The following is an 18,949-nucleotide window of genomic DNA, read 5'->3' on the forward strand; positions in this document are numbered from 1 at the left end:
ACCGAGAATCGTGACGGACATCGTCGACGAGCTCAAGTGGCGCGGGCTGTTCGCCCAGTCCACCGACGAGGACGCACTGCGCAAGGCTCTCGCGGACGGTCCTGTCACGTTCTATTGCGGTTTCGACCCGACCGCGGCCAGCCTCCACGTCGGCCACCTGGTCCAGGTGCTCACCGTCCGCCGGCTCCAGCAGGCCGGTCACCGGCCGCTGGCTCTGGTCGGCGGGGCCACGGGCCAGATCGGCGACCCGCGTCCGACGGCCGAGCGCACCCTGAACGACCCGGAGACGGTGGCGAACTGGGTGAACCGGCTGCGGAGCCAGATCGAGCCGTTCCTCTCCTTCGAGGGGGAGAACGCGGCGGTCATGGTGAACAACCTGGACTGGACCGCGGGCCTCTCCGCGATCGAGTTCCTGCGGGACATCGGCAAGCACTTCCGGGTCAACAAGATGCTGACCAAGGACTCCGTCGCACGGCGCCTGGAGTCCGAGCAGGGCATCAGCTACACCGAGTTCAGCTACCAGCTGCTGCAGGGCATGGACTTCCTGGAGCTGTACCGGCGTCACGGCTGCACGCTGCAGCAGGGCGGGTCCGACCAGTGGGGCAACCTGGTGGCCGGGCTCGACCTGATCCACCGGCTCGAGCCGGGCGCCGAGGTGCACGCGCTGGCGACGCCGCTGATGGTCAAGGCGGACGGCACGAAGTTCGGCAAGACCGAGAGCGGGGCCGTGTGGCTCGACCCCGAGATGACGACGCCGTACGCGTTCTACCAGTTCTGGCTGAACGTGGACGACCGGGACATCTCGACGTACATGCGCATCCTGTCCTTCAAGTCCCGCGAGGAGCTGGAGGAGCTGGAGGAGCTCACCGCCGAGCGGCCGCAGGCGAGGACCGCGCAGCGGGCGCTCGCCGAGGAGCTGACGACGCTGGTGCACGGCGCCGGGCAGTGCGCGGCGGTCATCAGCGCCTCGAAGGCGCTCTTCGGCCAGGGCGACCTGACCGAGCTGGACGAGGCGACGCTGGCCGCGGCGCTCTCCGAGCTGCCGCACGCGCGGGTGGCCGAGCTCGGGCAGGTCGTCGACCTGTTCGTCGAGGTCGGGCTGGCGCCGAGCAAGTCGGGTGCGCGCCGGACGGTGAAGGAGGGCGGGGCGTACGTGAACAACGTGAAGGTCACCGCCGAGGACGCCGAGGTGTCGGCGGCCGAGCTGCTGCACGGCCGCTGGCTGGTGCTGCGCCGGGGCAAGAAGAACCTGGCGGCGATCGAGGTCGGCGCAGAGGGCTGACGTCCCTGGTCAGGACAGGACGGAGGCCGGTACGCGCGTGAGGCGCGTACCGGCCTTCGCCGGTGCGGCGCCCTCAGGCGCGTTGCCTGTTGCCCTTGATCGCGTTCCACGCCATGTCGCCGAGGAAGACCACGAGCACCGCGCCGGCGAGTTGGAGCAGGTGCCGCGTCCAGTCGATGCCCTTCGTGTCCTCGACGCCGATCCAGGTCGCGACGGAGTTGCCGAGAACGCTGCCGATGATGCCGAACACGGTCGTCAGCCAGAGTGGGATCTGCTGCTTCCCCGGGATGATCGCCTTGGCGATCAGACCGAGCACGAAGCCCACGATGATTGCCCACAACCAACTCATGGTCGCCTCCTCAGGCGGCGCGATCTGCGCATGTGGGCCCAGTCTCGGCCCATCCGCCATACGGCGCATGTCGGAGAGCGTCGTACGCGCCCCGGTCTCCACCGTCTCGGGCGGCGGGCGTACCGTGGAGACAGGTCCGGACCGGGGAGGTCCGGCGCGGACGCTGGTGGTGGAATGCGATGCGGAAGCACGGTGGAACTGAGGTCTTCCGAATCACCGGGGCCCGTCAGGGCCTGGCCGACGACGTCCGCGGCCGGGAACGGCGGTACGTGATCTCGATGTCGGTGCGGACGCTGTCCGTCATCGCCGCCGTCCTCCTCTGGAACGTCGAGCGCCATGTGGCCATCGTGGCTCTGGTGCTGGGCGGGCTGCTCCCCTATGTCGCGGTGGTCATCGCGAACGCGGGGCGGGAGAAGCCACCGACTCTGCCCTCCACGTTCGTACCGGGACCGACCCGTCCCGAGCTCTCCCCCGGGGACGCCACCGGGGGCACCACCGCGGAACCGCGAGCGGAGCATCCGTCCGAACAGAGCTGATCATCATCTCGAGTCGAAAGCTCAAGAAATGCTCAGATCAATGATGACGTTCCAGTGCACCGCACCCCATCCCCCGTGACATACTGCCTACGCGCTCCGCATCCCCCGTCGGAGCGACGGACCGGTGCCGGGCAGCTCCCCCCGTGGCTGCTCGGCATCGCCATTGTTGGACAATGATCGTGTGATCAATCCGGTGAGTGACGAGACCCCGATCGAGACGCCGATCTGCTCCGCCAAGGGCTGCCGCGCCGACGCCGTATGGGTGCTGGCCTGGAACAACCCCAAGCTGCACACGCCGGAGCGCCGCAAGACCTGGCTCGCCTGCGAGGAGCACCGCGAGCATCTCTCCCAGTTCCTGGGCGTACGGGGGTTCCTGAAGGACGTCGTCCCGCTCGCGGAGTGGGAGTCAGCCGCCGATCGCTGACATCGGCCGCTCCGGCTGAAGGAAGCTCGGGTCGTCCAGGCCCGAGCCGGCCTTCTTGCCCCACATCGCCAGCTTCCAGATCCGGGCGATCTCGGCGTCCGGCGCCTCCGAGCGCAGGGCCGCCCGCAGGTCGGTCTCCTCGGTGGCGAAGAGGCAGGTGCGCACCTGTCCGTCGGCCGTGAGCCGGGTCCGGTCGCACGCCCGGCAGAACGGGCGGGTGACGGAGGCGATGACCCCGACGGTGTGCGGTCCGCCGTCCACGACCCAGCGCTCCGCGGGGGCCGAGCCCCGCTCGTCCGCGCCCTCGGCGGTCAGGGTGAAACGCGTCCGCAGCGACTCCAGGATGTCCCCGGCGGTGATCATGCCGTCGCGCTTCCAGCCGTGCTGGGCGTCGAGGGGCATCTGCTCGATGAAGCGGAGTTCGTATCCGTTCTCCACCGCCCAGGCCAGCAGGTCGGGGGCCTCGTCGTCGTTGAGCCCGGGCATCAGGACGGCGTTGACCTTGACCGGCGTGAGGCCGGCGTCGCGCGCGGCGGCCATGCCGTCGAGCACGTCGTGGTGACGGTCGCGGCGGGTCAGGGTCTTGAAGACCTCGGGCCGCAGGGTGTCGAGGGAGACGTTGACCCGGTCGAGACCGGCGGCCTTCAGCGCGGCGGCCGTGCGCTTGAGCCCGATGCCGTTCGTGGTCAGGGACATCTTCGGGCGGGGCTCGAGGGCGGCGCAGCGCTCGACGATGCCCACGAGGCCGGGGCGGAGCAGCGGCTCGCCGCCGGTGAAGCGGACCTCCGTGACACCGAGGTCGGTGACAGCGATCCGTACCAGCCGGACGATCTCGTCGTCGGTCAGCAGGTCGGGCTTGGCCAGCCACTGCAGGCCCTCTTCCGGCATGCAGTACGTACACCGCAGGTTGCAGCGGTCGGTGAGCGAGACGCGCAGGTCGGTGGCCACCCGGCCGTAGGTGTCGATGAGCACTGAGGGCCCCCTTCCCGTCGTTCGGTGATTTATACAGCGAGCCTACGCGAGACCACCGACAACCAGCAGGGGCCGATTGGAACGAGGACCGGAGCGGCCGCGTCGTAGGACCCTACGACGCGGCGCCCGGATGTCGCGTACCGTGCACGGATCAGTGCGCTCCGACACCGGTGAGCGACTTGACCTCCAGCTCCGCGTACTTGCCCTTGTCCGGCTCCTCCTTGGAGAGGAGGGAGCCGAGCCAGCCGAGCAGGAAGCCCAGCGGGATCGAGACGATGCCCGGGTTCTCCAGCGGGAACCAGTAGAAGTCCACGGTCTTGAACATCGAGGTGGGCTTGCCGGAGACGACCGGCGAGAAGAGCACCAGGACGACCGAGGAGATCAGACCGCCGTAGATCGACCAGAGCGCGCCCTGGGTGGTGAACCGCTTCCAGAACAGGCTGTAGAGGATCGTCGGCAGGTTGGCGGAGGCGGCGACGGCGAAGGCGAGGGCGACCAGGCCGGCGACGTTGAGGTCGCGGGCGAGTGCGCCGAGTGCGATCGATACGACGCCGATGAGGACGGTGGCCCAGCGCGCCGCGCGGACCTCCTCCTTCTCCGTGGCCTTTCCGCGCCGGATGACGTTGGCGTAGATGTCGTGCGCGAAGGACGACGACGAGGCCAGGGTCAGTCCGGCGACCACCGCGAGGATGGTGGCGAAGGCGACGGCGGAGATCACCGCGAGCAGGATCGCCCCGCCGGTGGAGCCGGCGCCGCCGCCGATCTCCAGGGCCGCGAGCGGTGCGGCGGTGTTGCCCGCCTTGTTCGAGGCGATGATGTCGCTGTTCTTCAGCAGGGCCGCGGCGCCGAAGCCGAGGACGATCGTCATCAGGTAGAAGGCGCCGATGATGCCGATGGCCCAGTTGACCGACTTACGGGCGGCCTTGGCGGTCGGCACCGTGTAGAAGCGGATCAGGATGTGCGGCAGGCCGGCGGTGCCGAGGACGAGCGCGATGCCGAGCGAGAGGAAGTCCAGCTTCGAGATGCCGGTGGCCCCGTACTTGAGGCCGGGCTCCAGGAACGCCTGGCCCTTGCCGCTGTTGGTGGCGGCGGCGCCGAGCAGGTCGGAGAGGTTGAAGTCGAACTTCAGCAGGATGAGGAAGGTGATCAGGAGCGTGCCCGCGATGAGCAGGACGGCCTTGACCATCTGCACCCAGGTGGTGCCCTTCATGCCGCCGATGGTGACGTACACGATCATCAGGACGCCGACCAGCGCGACGATGGCGATCTTGCCGCCGTCGCTGGTGATGCCGAGGAGCAGCGAGACGAGGACGCCCGCACCGGCCATCTGCGCCAGCAGGTAGAAGATCGAGACGACGATCGTGGAGGTGCCCGCGGCGGTACGGACGGGGCGCTGGCGCATGCGGTAGGCGAGGACGTCGCCCATGGTGAACCGGCCGGAGTTGCGCAGCGGCTCGGCGACCAGGAGCAGGGCGACCAGCCAGGCGACCAGGAAGCCGATCGAGTACAGGAAGCCGTCGTAGCCGAAGAGCGCGATGGCGCCCGCGATGCCGAGGAAGGACGCGGCGGACATGTAGTCGCCGGAGATCGCGAGGCCGTTCTGGAAGCCGGTGAACTGGCGGCCGCCGGCGTAGAAGTCGGCGGCGCTCTTGGTCTGGCGGCCGGCCCAGACGGTGATGACGAGCGTGGCGACGACGAACGCGCCGAAGAGGGCGATGATCAGCGGGCGGTGCTCGCTGGTGGCGTTGCCCGCCGCGAGGAGAAGGGTGCTGCTCACGCGTCGGCCTCCGGGTGTTCCATACGGGACTTGATGGCCTCGGCCTTCGGGTCGAGGCGGCTCGCCGCGTGCCGCGAGTAGAGCCAGGCGATGAGGAAGGTCGTGGCGAACTGGCCGAGGCCGAGGACGAGCGCCACGTTGATGTTGCCGAAGAGCCTGGTCCCCATGAAGCCGCCCGCGTAGTTGGAGAGCAGCACGTAGAGCAGGTACCAGGCGATGAAGGCGACCGTCAGGGGGAAGGCGAAGGAGCGGTACGTGCGGCGCAGTTCGCCGAACTCCGCGCTCTCCTGCACCTCGACGAACGCCTCGGTCGTGGGCTGGGCGGGGCCGGTGGGGGCCTCCGTGCCGCCTTGGGGCGGCGGCAGTGCTTCGGTTGCCACGGAATCTCCTCGCGACGCGGGTGCTGTGGGCATGGACAAAGGGGCCTCACTGGGGGATGGGGAACGGGCTCCGACCGGAGCTCCTCCCCTGCACAACGGCACGGGGCGCGCGGCGAAGTGGTTCACCGGAGTGGTTTTCTTCCCTGGATCTTCTTCTGGATCTTCCTCCGGAAATGCAGGAAATCCTCTCAACTCATTGATGGGGCGGGAAGATCAGCGATAGCTTCACTCGTCATGCACCTGCCCGTCCGCAATCCGCCGGCGGGCAGTACATACGGATGATGTGGAGAACCCATGGCTCATCTGGGATCGAGACGCGGCCGAGTACTCGCTCTGCCGGCCGGACTCGCGCTCACGGCCTCGCTCGGCTTCCTTCCGACCGGCGCCTCCGCCGCGGTGGCGAGCGACACCCCGGCGACGCCCGCCGTCTCGACGAGTGCCCCGAAGCTGTCGTACGTCGTCAACGTCGACGGGGGTCGCAAGACGGCCGCCTCGGTGAAGAAGGCGATAGCCAAGGCCGGTGGCACGGTGGTCATCTCCTATGACCAGATAGGCGTCATCGTCGTCCACTCGCAGAACCCCGAGTTCGCGACGACGATCCGTAAGACCCGCGGTGTGGTGTCGGCCGGTTCGACCCGCACCGCCCCGCTCTCCGTCCAGACGGACACCTCCGTCGGCGAGGGCGGCCAGGCGCTCACCGCGTCCGAGGCCACGTCCGCCGCGGCCCGCGCGACGGACGACCAGGACGCCCTCGAGCCGCTGCAGTGGGACCTGCCCGCCATCCAGGCGGACAAGGCCCACAAGCGGACGCTCGGCAGCCGGAACGTCACGGTGGGCGTCATCGACACGGGTGTCGACGACACGCACCCGGACCTGGCGCCGAACTTCGACGCCAGGGCCTCGGCCAACTGCGTGACGGGCAAGCCGGACATCACCCCCGGCTCGTGGCGTCCGAACCCGGGCGAGAGCGACCACGGCACGCACGTCGCCGGCACGATCGCCGCCGCCAAGAACGGCACCGGCATCACCGGTGTCGCGCCGGGCGTGAAGGTCTCGGGCATCAAGGTCTCCACCCCTGACGGCTTCTTCTACACCGAGGCCGTCGTCTGCGGCTTCGTGTGGGCGGCCGAGCACGGCGTCGACGTCACCAACAACAGCTACTACACGGACCCGTGGCTGTTCGCGTGCAAGAACGACGCCGACCAGAAGGCCCTGATCGAGGCCGTGACCCGCGCGACCCGCTACGCGGAGCGCAAGGGCACCGTCAACGTGGCGGCGGCCGGCAACTCGGCCATGGACCTGGCGTCGGACGAGCTCACCGACGACAGCAGCCCGAACGACACCACGCCGGTGACGCGGGTCGTCGACCCGAAGGAGTGCCTGGACTACCCGGCGATGCTGCCCGGCGTGGTCACGGTCTCCGCGACCGGTGCCAAGGACCTGAAGGCCTCGTACTCCAACTACGGTGACGGGATCATCGACGTCGCGGCGCCCGGTGGCGACCGCACGGAGTACCAGACCCCGGACGCTCCGGCGGTCAACGGCCGGATCCTGTCGACCACGGTCAACGGCGGCTTCAACTACAAGGCCGGTACGTCGATGGCCTCGCCGCACGCCGCCGGTGTGCTCGCGCTGCTGAAGTCGACGCACCCGAAGGCCAGCCCGGCCGCGCTCAAGGCCCTGCTGTACGCGCAGGCCGACGACCGCGCCTGCACCAACCCGTACGACATCAACGCCGACGGCACCGTCGACGCGGTCTGCGTGGGCGGCAAGAACAAGAACGGCTTCTACGGAGCCGGTCTCGTGAACGCGCTGGACGCCGTGCGCCGGTAGGCACGACGCCTGAGTCAGTCAGGGGGTCCCGGTGTGGTGAGCCACACCGGGACCCCTTTGCGTGGCACGCAGTGCCATCATGCCGGGATGGACAACACAGTGCGTACGGGTACGGAGTTGTTGTGGTCGGCCCTGGGCGGCGATCCCGCCCTGGTGGACCGGGTGGCGTTCACCGGTCCGTCGGGGCTCCTGTCGGCGCGGCTGCCGGTGATGGACCTCGCGCGGGCGACGGTGGCGGTCGCGGGCCTGGCCGCGGTCGAGCGGGGCGGCCTGCCGGGAAGGGTCCGGGTGGACGACGGGGCCGTCGCCACGGCCTTCGTGAGCGAACGACACCTCCGGGTCGACGGTCGGGCTCCGGTGAACTTCGCGCCCCTGTCCCGCTTCTGGAAGGCGTCCGACGGCTGGGTCCGTACGCACGCGAACTACCCCCACCACCGGGCGGCGCTGCTCTCCGCGCTGGGCGTCCGGGAGGAGTCGGTGGAGTCGGTGGAGGCCGTGGCGGCGGCGATCGCCGAGCGGAGGGCGGTCGAGGTCGAGACGGCGGCCTACGCGGCCGGCGGGCTGGCGGTCGCGCTGCGGACTCCTGAGGAGTGGGCGGCGCACGAGCAGGGCCGGGAGGTGGCGGCGCGGCCGCTGCTGACGCGGGAACGGCTGGACGACGCGGCCCCGGCCGGGAAGCGGCGCGCGGGCGGGAAGCGGCGCGCGGGGCCCCTGCGCGTCCTGGACCTGACCCGGGTCCTCGCCGGACCGGTGGCGACGAGGACGCTGGCGCTGCTCGGCGCCGACGTGCTCCGTATCGACCCGCCGGGCAACCCCGAACTGCCCGACCAGCACGCGGACACGAACGTCGGCAAGCGGACGGCGGCGCTGGACCTGGACCGGCCTGCGGACCGGCGCGCCTTGGACGCGCTGCTGGACGAGGCGGACGTCCTGGTCACCGGCTATCGCCCCGGCGCCCTGGAGCGCTTCGGTCTGCACCGGCCCGGTCTGGTGATCGCGCGGATCTCGGCGTGGGGCGACTACGGGCCGTGGGGCGAGCGGCGCGGCTTCGACAGCCTGGTGCAGGTGGCGACGGGGATCGCGGCGGCCGAGGGCTCGGCGGACGAGCCGGGGGCGCTGCCCGCGCAGGCCCTGGACCACGGGTCGGGGTATCTGCTCGCGGCGGCCGTGCTGCGGTCCCTGACGGAGCAGGAGAGCGAGGGCGGCACGCGTCTCGTACGCCTGGCCCTGGCGCAGACGGGCCACTGGCTGGCGCACGCCCTCCCCCGCTACGTGCCCGAGGACCACCTCACGGAGACGTCCGGCCCGCTGGGACTGCTGCGTCACGCGGTGTCGCCCGTGCGGTACGAGGGCGGCCCCACGGCGTGGTCGCGCCCACCGGGCCGCCAGGGCGGCGACGACCCGGTGTGGTCGGGGGCCTGAGCCGGGCGACGCGGCGCACGGGGGCGCCGAGCGGCGCCCCGGGCCTCGTGCGGCCGTCAGGGCTTGACGAGGACCTTCAGGGCGGTGCGGTCGTCCATGGCCTTGTAGCCGGCCGGGACGCCGTCGAGGTCGACCGTCACGTCGAAGACCGGGGACGGGTCGATGGTGCCGTCGAGGACGTCCGGGAGCAGCTCGGGGATGTACGCGCGGACGGGCGCGACACCGCCCCGCAGCGCGATGTTCCGGTCGAACATGACGGAGAGGTCGAGCCCCGTACCGCTGCCGTGCGGGACGCCGACGTAGCCGATGGAGCCGCCGTCGCGGGTGATGGCGACGGCCGTGCGCATCGACTGCTCCGTGCCGACCGCCTCGATGACGCTGTGGGCGCCCTGGCCGCCGGTGAGCTCGCGTACGGCGGCCTCGGCGGCCTCGCCGCGCTCGGCGACGACGTCGGTGGCGCCGAACGCGCGGGCGATGTCGGTACGGACGGAATGGCGGCCGAGCGCGATGATCCGCTCGGCGCCGAGCCGCTTCGCGGCGAGGACGCCGCACAGGCCCACGGCGCCGTCGCCGACGACCGCGACCGTGGAGCCCTTGCGCACGCCCGCGCCGACGGCGGCGTGGTGGCCGGTGCCCATGACGTCGGAAAGGGCGAGGAGCGCGGTCAGCAGACGGTCGTCGGAGGCGGCCTCGGCGGGCAGCTTGACGAGGGTGCCGTCGGCGAAGGGGACCCGGACGGCCTCGCCCTGGCCGCCGTCGGAGCCGACCGAGCCCCAGAAGCCGCCCCGCGGGCAGGAGGTCTGCAGGCCCTCGGAGCAGTACTCGCAGGTGCCGTCGGACCAGACGAAGGGCGCGACGACCAGGTCACCGGCGGCGAAGCCGGAGACGTCCGGGCCTGCTGCCTCGACGATGCCCAGGAACTCGTGCCCGATGCGCTGGCCGGGCTGCCGGGCGGCCACGCCGCGGTAGGCCCACAGGTCGCTGCCGCAGATGCAGGCGCGCAGGACCCGGACGACGACGTCGGCGGGGTCCTGGATCACGGGGTCGGGCACGTCCTCCACGCGCATGTCGAACGGGGCGTGGATGGTGGTGGCGCGCATGACGGACGGTCCTTGCTCTCAGTCGGCGGTACTCCGCTCACCGTACGCCTGTGTGAGCACCCCCGCGGTCAGCAGGTACTGCGCGGCGATGTAGGTGGCCATGACCCAGACGGCGGTGCCGGGCGGCTGGGGCCACTCGGCGATCCCGGTCGCGATCAGGGTGTCGGAGAGCAGGAAGAGCGCGCCGCCCGTGCCCGCCGTGAGCCCGAGGGACCCGGAGCGGTACGCCATCGCGCCGAGCAGGAGCGAGTAGCCGGCGAGGGGGATCCGCAGTCCGGCGGGGAGGTCGGGCCAGAGGAGCACGACCGTGCCGAGGAGGGCGGCGGCGTACGCGATGCCGAGCGTGACGGACGCGCGCCGTCGCCCGAAGAGCGCGAGGTAGCAGATGTGACCGGCGGCGAAGGAGCCCATGCCGGCGAGGAAGGCCCAGTCGGCGTCGGCGAGCAGGAGGACGTCGCCGCCCCAGCCGAGAAGCAGCGCGCCGAGCAGGAGTTCGGGGGCGCCGCGGGTGGCGGCGTACGCGGCGAGCAGCGGCATCAGCAGCGGTTTGGCGATCCGGTGTCCGAGTTCGGCACCGGCGAGGAGGGAGCCGAGGTCGACGGCGACGGCGAGCGCGAAGGCGGCGAGGAGGACACGGGAGAGCGCGGCGACGGGGGCGGCGGTGGAGGGGGCGGCGGGGCCCGCGGTACGGGTGCTCACGCGATCGTCTCCGCGGCGGCGGGCCCGGTGCCGTGCGGGACGGCGGGCCCCGGCACGGAGGCGGAGCCGGTGCCGTGCGCGACGGCGGGCCCGGGCACGGCGCCGGGTACGGCCGATGCGGCGGGTACGGACGCGACGGCGGGTACGGACGTGGCGGCGGGCTGCCATCCCGGCCCCCGGAAGACCCGCCCGGCGCGCTCGTGCCAGCCGGTCGCGGACCGCACCTCCCGGACGATGGCGGCGTACTCGTGGGTGGCGACGCGCAGCGGGTTGTAGGTCTCGATGTTCTTGGTGAGCCCGAAGACGGGCCGCTCGGTCTCCGCCACCCAGGAGCCGAACATCCGGTCCCAGAGGATCAGGATGCCGCCGAAGTTCCGGTCCAGGTAGCCGCCCTGCGAGGCGTGGTGGACGCGGTGGTGGGAGGGGGTGTTGAGGACGTACTCGAAGGGCCGGGGGAGCCTGTCGATGCGCTCGGTGTGGATCCAGAACTGGTACACGAGGCTGACCGAGGAGCAGAAGGCCACGGCGGCCGGGTGGACGCCGAGCGCGATCATCGGCAGGTAGAACGGCCAGGACGTGAAGCCGGTCCAGGGCTGGCGCAGCGCGGTGGAGAGGTTGAAGCTGCGGCTGCTGTGGTGCACGACGTGGGAGGCCCACAGGATCCGGATGACGTGGTGACCGCGGTGCGACCAGTAGTAGAAGAAGTCCTGGGCGAGCAGCATCAGCGGGATCGTCCACCACAGGACGGGGACGCGGAGCGGGGTGAGCTCGTGGACGGCCGTGTAGATCGCGACGATCGGGATCTTCCACAGAAGGTCGACGAAGAGACTCCCGAGCCCCATGCCGATGCTGGTGGCGGCGTCCCTGGCCTCGTACCCGGCGGCGTCGTCGTCGGGATGGAGGCGGTAGCTGACCATCTCGACGACGGTCAGCAGGACGAACGCCGGTATGGACCAGAGCACGACATCGGGCAGGTTCGGCATGCCGAAGACGGTAGGGGCGCGGGCCGGGCGCGACTAGACGTCGTTACCCACAAGTATGCGAGACGACTTGTCAGCAGGCTTTGGCACCTTCCGACAAGCGTCTTCGCACGCGATCGCCGACGACGAGGCCCGCGGTGGAGACGACTCCGTCGTCGGCTCCGAGCACGGCGGCCCGGAGCCGGTTGGGACGGGTGCGGAGACCTCCGCCGTGGGCCTCGTCGTGGGGGCGGGTTCGTCAGTCGGCCGGGGAGGGGCTCGTCCGGTCCGTCACCACACGCGTACCGACCCGCCCGGCGCGAAGGCGGGGCTCGTGGCGCCCGCCGGGACCTCCTTCAGGGGCTCGGCGATCTCCTCGACGGTCGGGCCGTGCACGGCGGCCAGGGTGTCCAGGAACGGCAGGTCGAAGCCGTAGACGCGGGCCGCGTTGCCTCCGGCCATCGCCGCCACCTCCTCCCTCGGCAGCCCCGCGTAGGCGATGCGGAGGCCTTCGCGGGAGTACGGCGTCGTGCCCTCGTCGTGCGGGTAGTCGCTGCCCCACATGATCTTGTCGATGCCGATCCGGTCGCGCAGCGGCACCTCGTGCGGGCGCATGAAGCTCGCGCCGACGAAGCAGTTGTCGCGCCAGACCTCGCTGGGGCCCTTGCCCATCGACTCCGCCAGTCCCGCGCCGAACTTGGACTCGGCGGTGGCCGCCCGGGAGGCCGCCGCGACCAGGCGGGCGTGGTAGTAGTCCAGCATCTCCACGACCCCGGGGATCCAGCCCGAGCCCTGCTCGGTGAGGACCAGCCTGAGCTCCGGGTGGCGGCGGAAGGCGCCGCCGAAGACGAGGTGCCAGAGCGCCCGGTGCGAGAACCACGTCGTCTCCACCATGAAGACCGCGCGCGCCGCCGGTTCGTCGCCGAGCGGCGGCGAGGCGGAGCCGCCGTGGTGGTTGACCGGGACGTCCAGCTCCGCGCAGACCGCCCAGATCGGGTCGTACGTCTGCGAGTACAGCTCGGGGATCCCGCTGCCGGGCGGGGCGCCCGGCAGGAGGATCCCGCCGGTGAGGCCGGCCTCCTTGGTGCGGCTGATCTCCTTCACGGCCTCGTCGACGTCGTTGAGGAGGATCTGCGCGACGCCCGCCCGGCGGCCGGGCGCGTCCGCGCAGAAGTCGGCCAGCCAGCGGTTGTGCGCGCGCAGCCCGGCCCAGCGCTGCTCGAACTCCTCCCGGCTCGGCGCGGGGGCCATCAGGGAGGCGGAGGGGAAGAACGGCGGGATGGTGTTGGGGAAGACGACCTCGGCGACGATCCCGTCCGCCTCCAGCTCGCGCAGCCGGCGGCCGGAGTTCCAGTTGCGGTCGGCGGTGTCGGCGAGGAGGTCCTCGTACGGGTTGACGTAGCCGGCCGCCCAGGCGTCGAAGGCGTCGTGGTGCCTCTTCTCCAGGTACGGCTTGTAGTCGAGGAGGTCGGCGCCCGCGTGGCAGTCCGCCGAGATGACGGTGTACCGGTCCATCAGTTCACCCCCAGGGTGGGGAAGTCGTGGTCCGTCAGCCAGTGGCGGCCGACCTCGCGGGAGCGGGCCCAGGAGGCCTCGACCGCGGCCTGGTCGGGCGACTGGCCCAGTTCGGCGGGGGTGGGGCCGATGCGGCGGGCGAGCGGAGCCAGCGCCTCGGTGTCGAATCCGAAGACCTCCGCCGCGGCGAGGCCCAGCATCCGCCGCGTCTCCGCGACCGGGATGTCGTGGAAGGTGTTCCCCAGCCACGCGCGCGTGTGGGGCCAGGTCCCCTCCGGGTGCGGGAAGTCCGAGCCCCACAGGATGTTGTCCACGCCGATCTCGTACCGCTGGGCCAGCTCGCGCCGCTTGGTGTTGGTGGCGCAGATGAAGACCTGGCGGTCGAGGTACTCGCTCGGCGGGCGCCTGAGTTCGGCGAACGGGGACAGCTTCTTGCCGCCGTGCGCGCCGAGGTAGAGGCGGTCCATGAACCAGAGCAGGTTCGGCAGCCACCAGCAGCCCGATTCGGCGACACCGAACCTCAGCCCCGGGTGGCGCTCGAAGACCCCGGACCAGAGGAGGAACCACAGCGGCCTGGCGGGCCACCAGGTGACCTCGCTGACGTAGATGCCGAGGTGGTCGCCGTACTCCTCGCGCGGCGCGGCGCCGGAGTGGGTGACGAGCGGCATCCCGGTCTCGGCGGCTGCCGCCCAGACCGGCTCGTAGCGCGGGTCGTGGTACGGCTCCCTGTCCACCCACATCGAGGGGATCATCAGCGCCCCGAGCCCGGACTCCTTGGCCCGGTGGATCTCGGCGACGACCTTGGACGGCTCGGCCGTGATGGGCAGCAGCGCCACCCCGCAGTGCCGCTCGGGGTTCCGGCCGACGAACTCGGCGAGCCAGCGGTTGTGCGCCTGCGCGCCCGCCATGCCGAGGTCGGGGTCCTGGTCGCCGGAGAGTCCGAGGCCGACCCCGAAGGGCGCGGCGGTCTGGCTGTCGACGGCGTCCGCGTCGGGGAAGACGACCTCGGCCGCCACCCCGTCGCCGTCGAGCTCCTTGAGGCGCTGCGCGGCGTCCCAGCCGCCCCGCAGTCCTTCCTCGTTGTCGCTGAACCACTTGTTCGCGAAGGCCTCGTTGCGTACCCCGAGCCGGGTCATGGCCTCGCGGCGGGCGTCGCGCCCGGCGAGGAACTCGTCGAAGGCGCGGTGGAACCGGGAGTCGAGATAGGGCCGGTAGCGCTCGGTGGGCAGACCGGCGTGGCAGTCGGAGGAGATGATCAGGTACGGGTCCTCGAAGCTCATGGCTAAGTCCCTCGGTCGCGGATGCCGTGCCTTCCCGGGGGCGACCCCCGGACCCCCGGCCGACGATCGCGGCCGGCAGGGCGGCACTGTCAGTCGAGAATGAAGTTCTCCAGGTACGACGGGTCGGCGCGGTCGAGCATCGACTGCGAGCGCGCGCGGATCTGCCGGTCGCTGTGCTCGCTCGCCGGGAGCATCCAGAACCGGTCGGCGCGGATGCCGTCGACGACGTGCTCCGCGACCTCCTCGACGGGTGTGAAGGCGACCTCGTGCCCGGCGGCCCTCATCGCCGACTCCCACTGGTCCAGGCTGCGGTACGGGGTCCTGCGCGGCCGCTCCTTGGCGTACCGCTCGGGCCGGTTGCGGTGCGACTCCCAGAGCCCGGTGCGCAGCATGTGCGGGCCGGGGAAGAGCACGGACGCCCCCACCCGCGCGTGCTCGGCCTTCAGATGGGCGTACAGCGACTCGGTCATGGTGACGACGGCCGCCTTGGTGACGGCGTAGACGGAGGCGGTCGGCAGCGGGGCGATGCCGCCGTCGCCCGAGGAGGTGTTGACGACGTGCCCGGGCTCGCCGCCGGCGATCATGCGCGGGACGAAGGCCTGGATGCCGTGGAAGACGCCCCAGACGTTGACGGAGAAGGCCCACTTCCAGTCGTTGGGCTCGTGCTCCCACATCCGGCCCTCCGCGCCGGAGCCGACCCCGGCGTTGTTGCACAGGACGTGCACCGCGCCGAAGGTGGTGAACGCCGCGTCGGCGAAGGCCCGTACGGACCCCGGGTCGCTGACGTCGACGGGACGGGCGAGGACCTGGGCCCCGACCTCCGTCAGCTCCGCGGCCGCCTTGGCGAGCGCGCCCTCCTCCACGTCGCCGAGGACGACGGCGAGGCCCTCGGCGGCGAACCGGCGTGCCATCGCGAGCCCGATGCCGCTCGCCGCGCCGGTGACGACCGCGACCTGACCCTGACGCAGCTCCATCACACGCTCCCTTCCGGCGGTCCGTCGAGGATCTGCTGCGGGTCGTCGTAGCGCTGGTGGATGTACGGCAGGAGGGCCTCGGCGCTGACCCGTTCCGCGACCCGGCCCTTCTGGTCGGTGGTCTTCTCGCCGATGGTGATCTCGACGATCCGGCGCACCGGGAGGTCGGCGACGGGGTCGTACATGGACTCGCGGAGGACGACGTCGCCGGTGATCCGTTCCAGCCTGCGCACCTTCTCGGCCCGGACGCAGTGGACGAGGACGGGCTCGGCGTCGAAGCCGGTGCCGTCCACGCCCGGCAGGAACTTGAAGTAGAAGTCGGTCTTCTCCGCGGGCTCCGGCAGGGGCAGGGGGCCGGAGACCGCTCCGCGCACCTCGACGAAGTCGATGCCGTGGCGCCCGAGGGAGGCCCGGACGACGAGCCCGTCGCGTTCGACGACGACCTGGCCGAGCTTCTTCGGCTCGCCGAAGACCTCACGGCCGCCCGTGAGGGCCCGCTCCAGGGTCATCGGCATGACGAGCGGGTACCAGCCCTCCTGGTCGCCGTGGGCGGCGGCGACGGCGACCGAGCCGGCGCCCAGAGGGTAGCCGGGCAGGTCGACCTGGGAGATGTTGGCCCGCACCAGGGGACGTCCGGTGGGTTTCAGCGGGGGCGGCAGGACGGCCGCCACCACGTCCGGATCGGTCTCCCAGACGGCGACCACGCCGGTGGACCAGATGTCGGGAAGCTTGCTGCTCTTGGCGCGGGCCGCCGTGATCTCGGCGTCGGTGCGCGCCCCGTACCGTACTCGTGCCATGACGTACCACCCTTCAGGGACCGTCGGCCTGTAACACAGTTACACCGGTGGCGATGAAGGGTAAATAGGCGTGCACGCAACAGAACTTGGGGGGACGATGGCGCGCACCGCACTCACCCGCGAGGAGGTCCTCGCGACCGCCGCCGCTCTGGTGAGGCAGCACGGCCCGGACGCCCTGACCATGCGCAAGCTCGCCGCCGAACTGGGCACCGCGGTCACCTCGATCTACTGGCACGTCGGCAACCGCGAGTCGCTGCTCGACGCCCTCGTCGAGCGGACGGTCGCCGATCTCGCCGCGATCACCCCGCGCGGGCGCACCCCTGCCGACCGGATCGTCTCGGTGGCCCGCTCGCTGCGCCGCGAACTGCGCGCCCGCCCGCATCTGGTGGCGATGGTCCACGAACGGGGCCTGACGGAGCGGATGTTCCTGCCGGCGCAGCGCGCCCTGGCCGACGAGGTGCACGCGGCGGGCCTGCGCGGCGCGCGGGCGGCGGAGGCGGTCCGGGCGGTGCAGGTCCAGGTCGTCGGTTATGTCCTCGTGGAGCGCAACCGCGAGCGGGCACCGGTCCAGTCCCCCGCCGAGGAGGAGCTCTGGGAGACGGAGACGACCGACCCGGCCGACCCCGAGCTCATCCGCGCCCTGGCGCGCCCGATCGACCCCGACCGTCTCTTCACCACCTCCGTACGGGCCTTGGTGGAGGGACTGTTGGGACCGCGGGACGGGACGGCCGATTGATTCGGTGGCACGCCCGTCCGGGCCCGTCCCAGGACCTGTCCGGCAGGTCAGTGACGAGCTGGACCGCCGGCCTCGATGCGGCACGCCATGTCCGCAGAGACGAAGTCGAGCGGCTGATCAGCCGGTTGAAGGCGAGCCGGGCAGTGGGCACGTTCCGACCAGAGGGCGTACGTCTTTCACGGCACCGTGGTCGTCGCAGCCCTGCGGCTCTGGCTGTGCGCATGACCCGCCGACAACCTAGCGCGAGCCGAGGAACTCGATCGTCCGCCGGGTCAGCAGCTTGGCAGCGTCCGGGTCGTAGGACGGCAGCGAGTGGTCCGCGAACAGGTGCTCGTCTCCGGGATACAGAAACATCTCCGCGTCAGCGGAATCGGAGACGAGCGCGCGAGCAGCGTCGATGTCCTCGGCGAAGATCGGGTCGGCTTCCTTCGCATGCACCTGCACCGGCACACCATCAGGCCAAGCCGCGCCGAACTCCGACACGGGGATGCAGGCGTGGAACAGGAGCGCACCCCGCGCGCCCGCCCGTGTCTGCGCCAGCTTCTGGGCAGGCAGCACTCCGAGCGAGAAGCCGACGTAAACGATGTCCTGTGACAGGTGCTCGACCGCGCGGACACCACGCTCGGTGATCTCACGGAAGCCGATCCGCTCGACGTGGCCCGAACCCTCCTCAAGGGAGCCGAAGGTACGCCCCTCGAAGAGATCGGGCGTGTGGACGGTGTGGCCGACAGCACGGAGTTCGCCGGCGAAAGCGGCGACTCCGGGGGTCAGCCCCTGCGCGTGATGGAACAGTACGACCTCTGTCATGCCCAACCCCTTGCTGGCGAGTAGCGAATGATCCGGAACTTTAGAATAATCGAGGAGTGTCGAACAGTACCCGCCTCCCCGACTACGACCTCGCCGATGTCACAGACGTGACGGCCCCGGCCCAGCTCCGCGCGCTGGCCAGCCCGCTACGCGACGTCATCCTCGAACTGCTCCTCGAACGCGCCGCAACGGTGAGCGAACTGGCCGCCGCCCTCGACCGCCCGAAGAGCACGGTCGCGCACCACGTGAGCGTCCTGGTCGACGCCCGGTTGCTGAAGGTCGTGCGGACCCGCCGGGTGCGGGCCATCGAGGAACGTTTCTACGGCCGCACCGCCCGCATCTTTCGCGTCGGCACCGTCAGCCCGACCGACGGGGTCGGCGCCACCCCGTACTGCACCAATGATCTCGCCAAGGCCGCAGCAGAGTCGGTCCCGGCACACCAGGCAGATCAACTGTCCTCGATCGTGCGGCATGTGCGGATCCCGCAGGAGCAGGCCCGCGAGTTCTGGTCGCGGGTCCTGGAGCTCGCCAACGACTACGCCCAGCTGCCGCGCGGAGGCGACGTGGTGTACGGCTTCACAGCCGGGCTCTACCCGACCGTCCATCCGGCGCTGCCAGAGGCCGAGTCCGCGGCGGACTGACCTGTACCGAAGGTCGTACCGACCACAGCCACGGCCTGCAGAACCCACACCTGCACCGCCCCGGCCCCGCCTCAGGCAACAGGGCATCGAGTCACCTGACCCATCGGACAGGCTGCACCGGCCCCAGCCGGCGAGGACCCGGGGCGACCTGGACCTGTCGGTCGCCCTGTACGCCGCGGACCGGTCGTACGTCGGGCTGTGCGACTGCACCGACCTCGTCCACGGAAAACGGGCCGTCGTCCATTCCGGCGACCTGGTCTCCGCGCCCGCGCCCGAGGGCGCGACCGGGACGGTCTGGCATCTGCTGCCGGGACCGGTCGACGGCTGCGGTCTCGAACAGGCCGCCGCCGGGGACCTGGTGGCCCGTCTCGGCTGAGCCCGCGCGGCGGCTCCGGTGAACTCCCCGGCAGGGCGGGCGTCGTGGCCGCCACGCGTTCGGCGGCGCGTCGACCGGTTGGCCGGTTCC

General features: G+C 71.4%; 19 protein-coding genes and 2 pseudogenes. 8 read left to right on the forward strand and 13 right to left on the reverse strand.

The features are described 5' to 3' along the window. Positions 1-10 precede the first annotated feature (10 nt). Positions 11-1,282: a tyrosine--tRNA ligase gene (gene tyrS / locus ACZ3IJ_RS34710; protein WP_467474961.1), complete on the forward strand. Its 1,272-nt coding sequence runs from the start codon at positions 11-13 to the stop codon at positions 1,280-1,282. 73 nt (positions 1,283-1,355) lie between these two features. Here the strand turns inward: tyrS and ACZ3IJ_RS34715 are convergent, their stop codons facing one another. Next, positions 1,356-1,631: a GlsB/YeaQ/YmgE family stress response membrane protein gene (locus ACZ3IJ_RS34715; RefSeq protein ID WP_391798095.1), complete on the reverse strand. Its 276-nt coding sequence runs from the start codon at positions 1,629-1,631 to the stop codon at positions 1,356-1,358. 179 nt (positions 1,632-1,810) lie between these two features. Here ACZ3IJ_RS34715 and ACZ3IJ_RS34720 point away from each other — a divergent pair, with 179 nt between their 5' ends. Continuing rightward, entirely contained in the window at positions 1,811-2,167 is a 357-nt protein-coding gene (locus tag ACZ3IJ_RS34720; protein WP_467474963.1) for a DUF3099 domain-containing protein, read from the forward strand. 184 nt (positions 2,168-2,351) lie between these two features. Next, positions 2,352-2,591 (forward strand): hypothetical protein, encoded by a 240-nt coding sequence (locus tag ACZ3IJ_RS34725; RefSeq protein WP_385851299.1) that lies wholly within the window; start codon positions 2,352-2,354, stop codon positions 2,589-2,591. Here ACZ3IJ_RS34725 and moaA read toward each other — a convergent pair. The 3 genes from moaA to ACZ3IJ_RS34740 all read right to left on the reverse strand — a co-directional run bounded on the left by moaA (position 2,574) and on the right by ACZ3IJ_RS34740 (position 5,720). Continuing rightward, complete coding sequence (gene moaA, locus ACZ3IJ_RS34730) at positions 2,574-3,563, reverse strand: GTP 3',8-cyclase MoaA (RefSeq protein WP_391798093.1); 990 nt, start codon at positions 3,561-3,563, stop codon at positions 2,574-2,576. The genes ACZ3IJ_RS34725 and moaA overlap by 18 nt on opposite strands. Positions 3,564-3,714: 151 nt before the next feature. Then, positions 3,715-5,340 carry a solute symporter family protein gene (locus ACZ3IJ_RS34735; RefSeq protein WP_467474965.1) on the reverse strand — a complete coding sequence of 542 codons (1,626 nt, stop codon included), beginning with the start codon at positions 5,338-5,340 and terminating at the stop codon, positions 3,715-3,717. Next, complete coding sequence (locus tag ACZ3IJ_RS34740; RefSeq protein ID WP_391798091.1) at positions 5,337-5,720, reverse strand: DUF485 domain-containing protein; 384 nt, start codon at positions 5,718-5,720, stop codon at positions 5,337-5,339. The genes ACZ3IJ_RS34735 and ACZ3IJ_RS34740 overlap by 4 nt, the downstream gene beginning before the upstream one ends. A gap of 294 nt (positions 5,721-6,014) precedes the next feature. Here ACZ3IJ_RS34740 and ACZ3IJ_RS34745 point away from each other — a divergent pair, with 294 nt between their 5' ends. Both ACZ3IJ_RS34745 and ACZ3IJ_RS34750 read left to right on the forward strand, forming a co-directional pair. Further along, entirely contained in the window at positions 6,015-7,553 is a 1,539-nt protein-coding gene (locus tag ACZ3IJ_RS34745) for a S8 family peptidase (protein ID WP_467474967.1), read from the forward strand. An 87-nt stretch (positions 7,554-7,640) separates the two neighbouring features. After that, the gene (locus tag ACZ3IJ_RS34750) at positions 7,641-8,975 is read left to right on the forward strand and encodes a CoA transferase (protein WP_467474969.1); all 1,335 of its coding nucleotides are present in this window, start codon (positions 7,641-7,643) and stop codon (positions 8,973-8,975) included. A 56-nt stretch (positions 8,976-9,031) separates the two neighbouring features. On the opposite strand, the gene ACZ3IJ_RS34755 is transcribed toward ACZ3IJ_RS34750, so the two are convergent. The 8 genes and pseudogenes from ACZ3IJ_RS34755 to ACZ3IJ_RS34790 all read right to left on the reverse strand — a co-directional run bounded on the left by ACZ3IJ_RS34755 (position 9,032) and on the right by ACZ3IJ_RS34790 (position 16,299). Beyond that, positions 9,032-10,075, reverse strand: a complete 1,044-nt coding sequence (locus ACZ3IJ_RS34755; RefSeq protein WP_467474971.1) for a zinc-dependent alcohol dehydrogenase family protein — start codon at positions 10,073-10,075, stop codon at positions 9,032-9,034. Between the two features lie 18 nt (positions 10,076-10,093). Then, positions 10,094-10,774 (reverse strand): lysoplasmalogenase, encoded by a 681-nt coding sequence (locus ACZ3IJ_RS34760; RefSeq protein ID WP_467474973.1) that lies wholly within the window; start codon positions 10,772-10,774, stop codon positions 10,094-10,096. Next, on the reverse strand, positions 10,771-11,757 hold the full coding sequence (locus ACZ3IJ_RS34765; protein ID WP_467474975.1) for a sterol desaturase family protein: 987 nt from the start codon (positions 11,755-11,757) through the stop codon (positions 10,771-10,773). The genes ACZ3IJ_RS34760 and ACZ3IJ_RS34765 overlap by 4 nt, the downstream gene beginning before the upstream one ends. 115 nt (positions 11,758-11,872) lie before the next feature. Next, positions 11,873-11,992, reverse strand: a pseudogene (locus ACZ3IJ_RS34770) (VIT1/CCC1 transporter family protein); the annotation flags it as partial. A 32-nt stretch (positions 11,993-12,024) separates the two neighbouring features. Beyond that, positions 12,025-13,248: an amidohydrolase family protein gene (locus ACZ3IJ_RS34775; RefSeq protein WP_467474977.1), complete on the reverse strand. Its 1,224-nt coding sequence runs from the start codon at positions 13,246-13,248 to the stop codon at positions 12,025-12,027. Next, entirely contained in the window at positions 13,248-14,528 is a 1,281-nt protein-coding gene (locus tag ACZ3IJ_RS34780; protein WP_467474979.1) for an amidohydrolase family protein, read from the reverse strand. The genes ACZ3IJ_RS34775 and ACZ3IJ_RS34780 overlap by 1 nt, the downstream gene beginning before the upstream one ends. Before the next feature lie 89 nt (positions 14,529-14,617). After that, positions 14,618-15,502 carry an SDR family NAD(P)-dependent oxidoreductase gene (locus ACZ3IJ_RS34785; RefSeq protein WP_467474981.1) on the reverse strand — a complete coding sequence of 295 codons (885 nt, stop codon included), beginning with the start codon at positions 15,500-15,502 and terminating at the stop codon, positions 14,618-14,620. Then, positions 15,502-16,299, reverse strand: a complete 798-nt coding sequence (locus ACZ3IJ_RS34790; RefSeq protein ID WP_467474983.1) for an acetoacetate decarboxylase family protein — start codon at positions 16,297-16,299, stop codon at positions 15,502-15,504. Before ACZ3IJ_RS34790 ends, ACZ3IJ_RS34785 begins: the two co-directional genes overlap by 1 nt. A gap of 97 nt (positions 16,300-16,396) precedes the next feature. Between ACZ3IJ_RS34790 and ACZ3IJ_RS34795 the strand changes: the two genes are divergently transcribed. Next, positions 16,397-17,035: a TetR/AcrR family transcriptional regulator gene (locus ACZ3IJ_RS34795; RefSeq protein ID WP_467474985.1), complete on the forward strand. Its 639-nt coding sequence runs from the start codon at positions 16,397-16,399 to the stop codon at positions 17,033-17,035. A 92-nt stretch (positions 17,036-17,127) separates the two neighbouring features. Beyond that, a pseudogene (locus ACZ3IJ_RS34800) lies at positions 17,128-17,260 on the forward strand (IS5/IS1182 family transposase); the annotation flags it as partial. A 12-nt stretch (positions 17,261-17,272) separates the two neighbouring features. On the opposite strand, the gene ACZ3IJ_RS34805 reads toward ACZ3IJ_RS34800, so the two are convergent. Next, a complete protein-coding gene (locus tag ACZ3IJ_RS34805; RefSeq protein ID WP_467475029.1) occupies positions 17,273-17,842 on the reverse strand; it encodes a dienelactone hydrolase family protein in 570 nt (189 codons plus the stop codon). Positions 17,843-17,898: 56 nt separating this feature from the next. On the opposite strand from ACZ3IJ_RS34805, the gene ACZ3IJ_RS34810 reads away from it, so the two are divergent. Further along, entirely contained in the window at positions 17,899-18,483 is a 585-nt protein-coding gene (locus ACZ3IJ_RS34810; protein ID WP_467474987.1) for an ArsR/SmtB family transcription factor, read from the forward strand. The last annotated feature ends 466 nt before the right edge of the window (positions 18,484-18,949 follow it).

This window comes from Streptomyces sp. NPDC013317, from assembly GCF_055563155.1.

Coding starts and splice junctions, on each gene's coding strand:
- ACZ3IJ_RS34715 (WP_391798095.1), bottom strand. CDS start 1,631: ATGAGTTGGTTGTGGGCAATCATCGTGGGCTTCGTGCTCGGTCTGATC.
- ACZ3IJ_RS34720 (WP_467474963.1), top strand. CDS start 1,811: ATGCGGAAGCACGGTGGAACTGAGGTCTTCCGAATCACCGGGGCCCGT.
- ACZ3IJ_RS34745 (WP_467474967.1), top strand. CDS start 6,015: ATGGCTCATCTGGGATCGAGACGCGGCCGAGTACTCGCTCTGCCGGCC.
- ACZ3IJ_RS34750 (WP_467474969.1), top strand. CDS start 7,641: ATGGACAACACAGTGCGTACGGGTACGGAGTTGTTGTGGTCGGCCCTG.
- ACZ3IJ_RS34755 (WP_467474971.1), bottom strand. CDS start 10,075: ATGCGCGCCACCACCATCCACGCCCCGTTCGACATGCGCGTGGAGGAC.
- ACZ3IJ_RS34765 (WP_467474975.1), bottom strand. CDS start 11,757: ATGCCGAACCTGCCCGATGTCGTGCTCTGGTCCATACCGGCGTTCGTC.
- ACZ3IJ_RS34775 (WP_467474977.1), bottom strand. CDS start 13,248: ATGGACCGGTACACCGTCATCTCGGCGGACTGCCACGCGGGCGCCGAC.
- ACZ3IJ_RS34780 (WP_467474979.1), bottom strand. CDS start 14,528: ATGAGCTTCGAGGACCCGTACCTGATCATCTCCTCCGACTGCCACGCC.
- ACZ3IJ_RS34785 (WP_467474981.1), bottom strand. CDS start 15,502: ATGGAGCTGCGTCAGGGTCAGGTCGCGGTCGTCACCGGCGCGGCGAGC.
- ACZ3IJ_RS34790 (WP_467474983.1), bottom strand. CDS start 16,299: ATGGCACGAGTACGGTACGGGGCGCGCACCGACGCCGAGATCACGGCG.
- ACZ3IJ_RS34795 (WP_467474985.1), top strand. CDS start 16,397: ATGGCGCGCACCGCACTCACCCGCGAGGAGGTCCTCGCGACCGCCGCC.
- ACZ3IJ_RS34805 (WP_467475029.1), bottom strand. CDS start 17,842: ATGACAGAGGTCGTACTGTTCCATCACGCGCAGGGGCTGACCCCCGGA.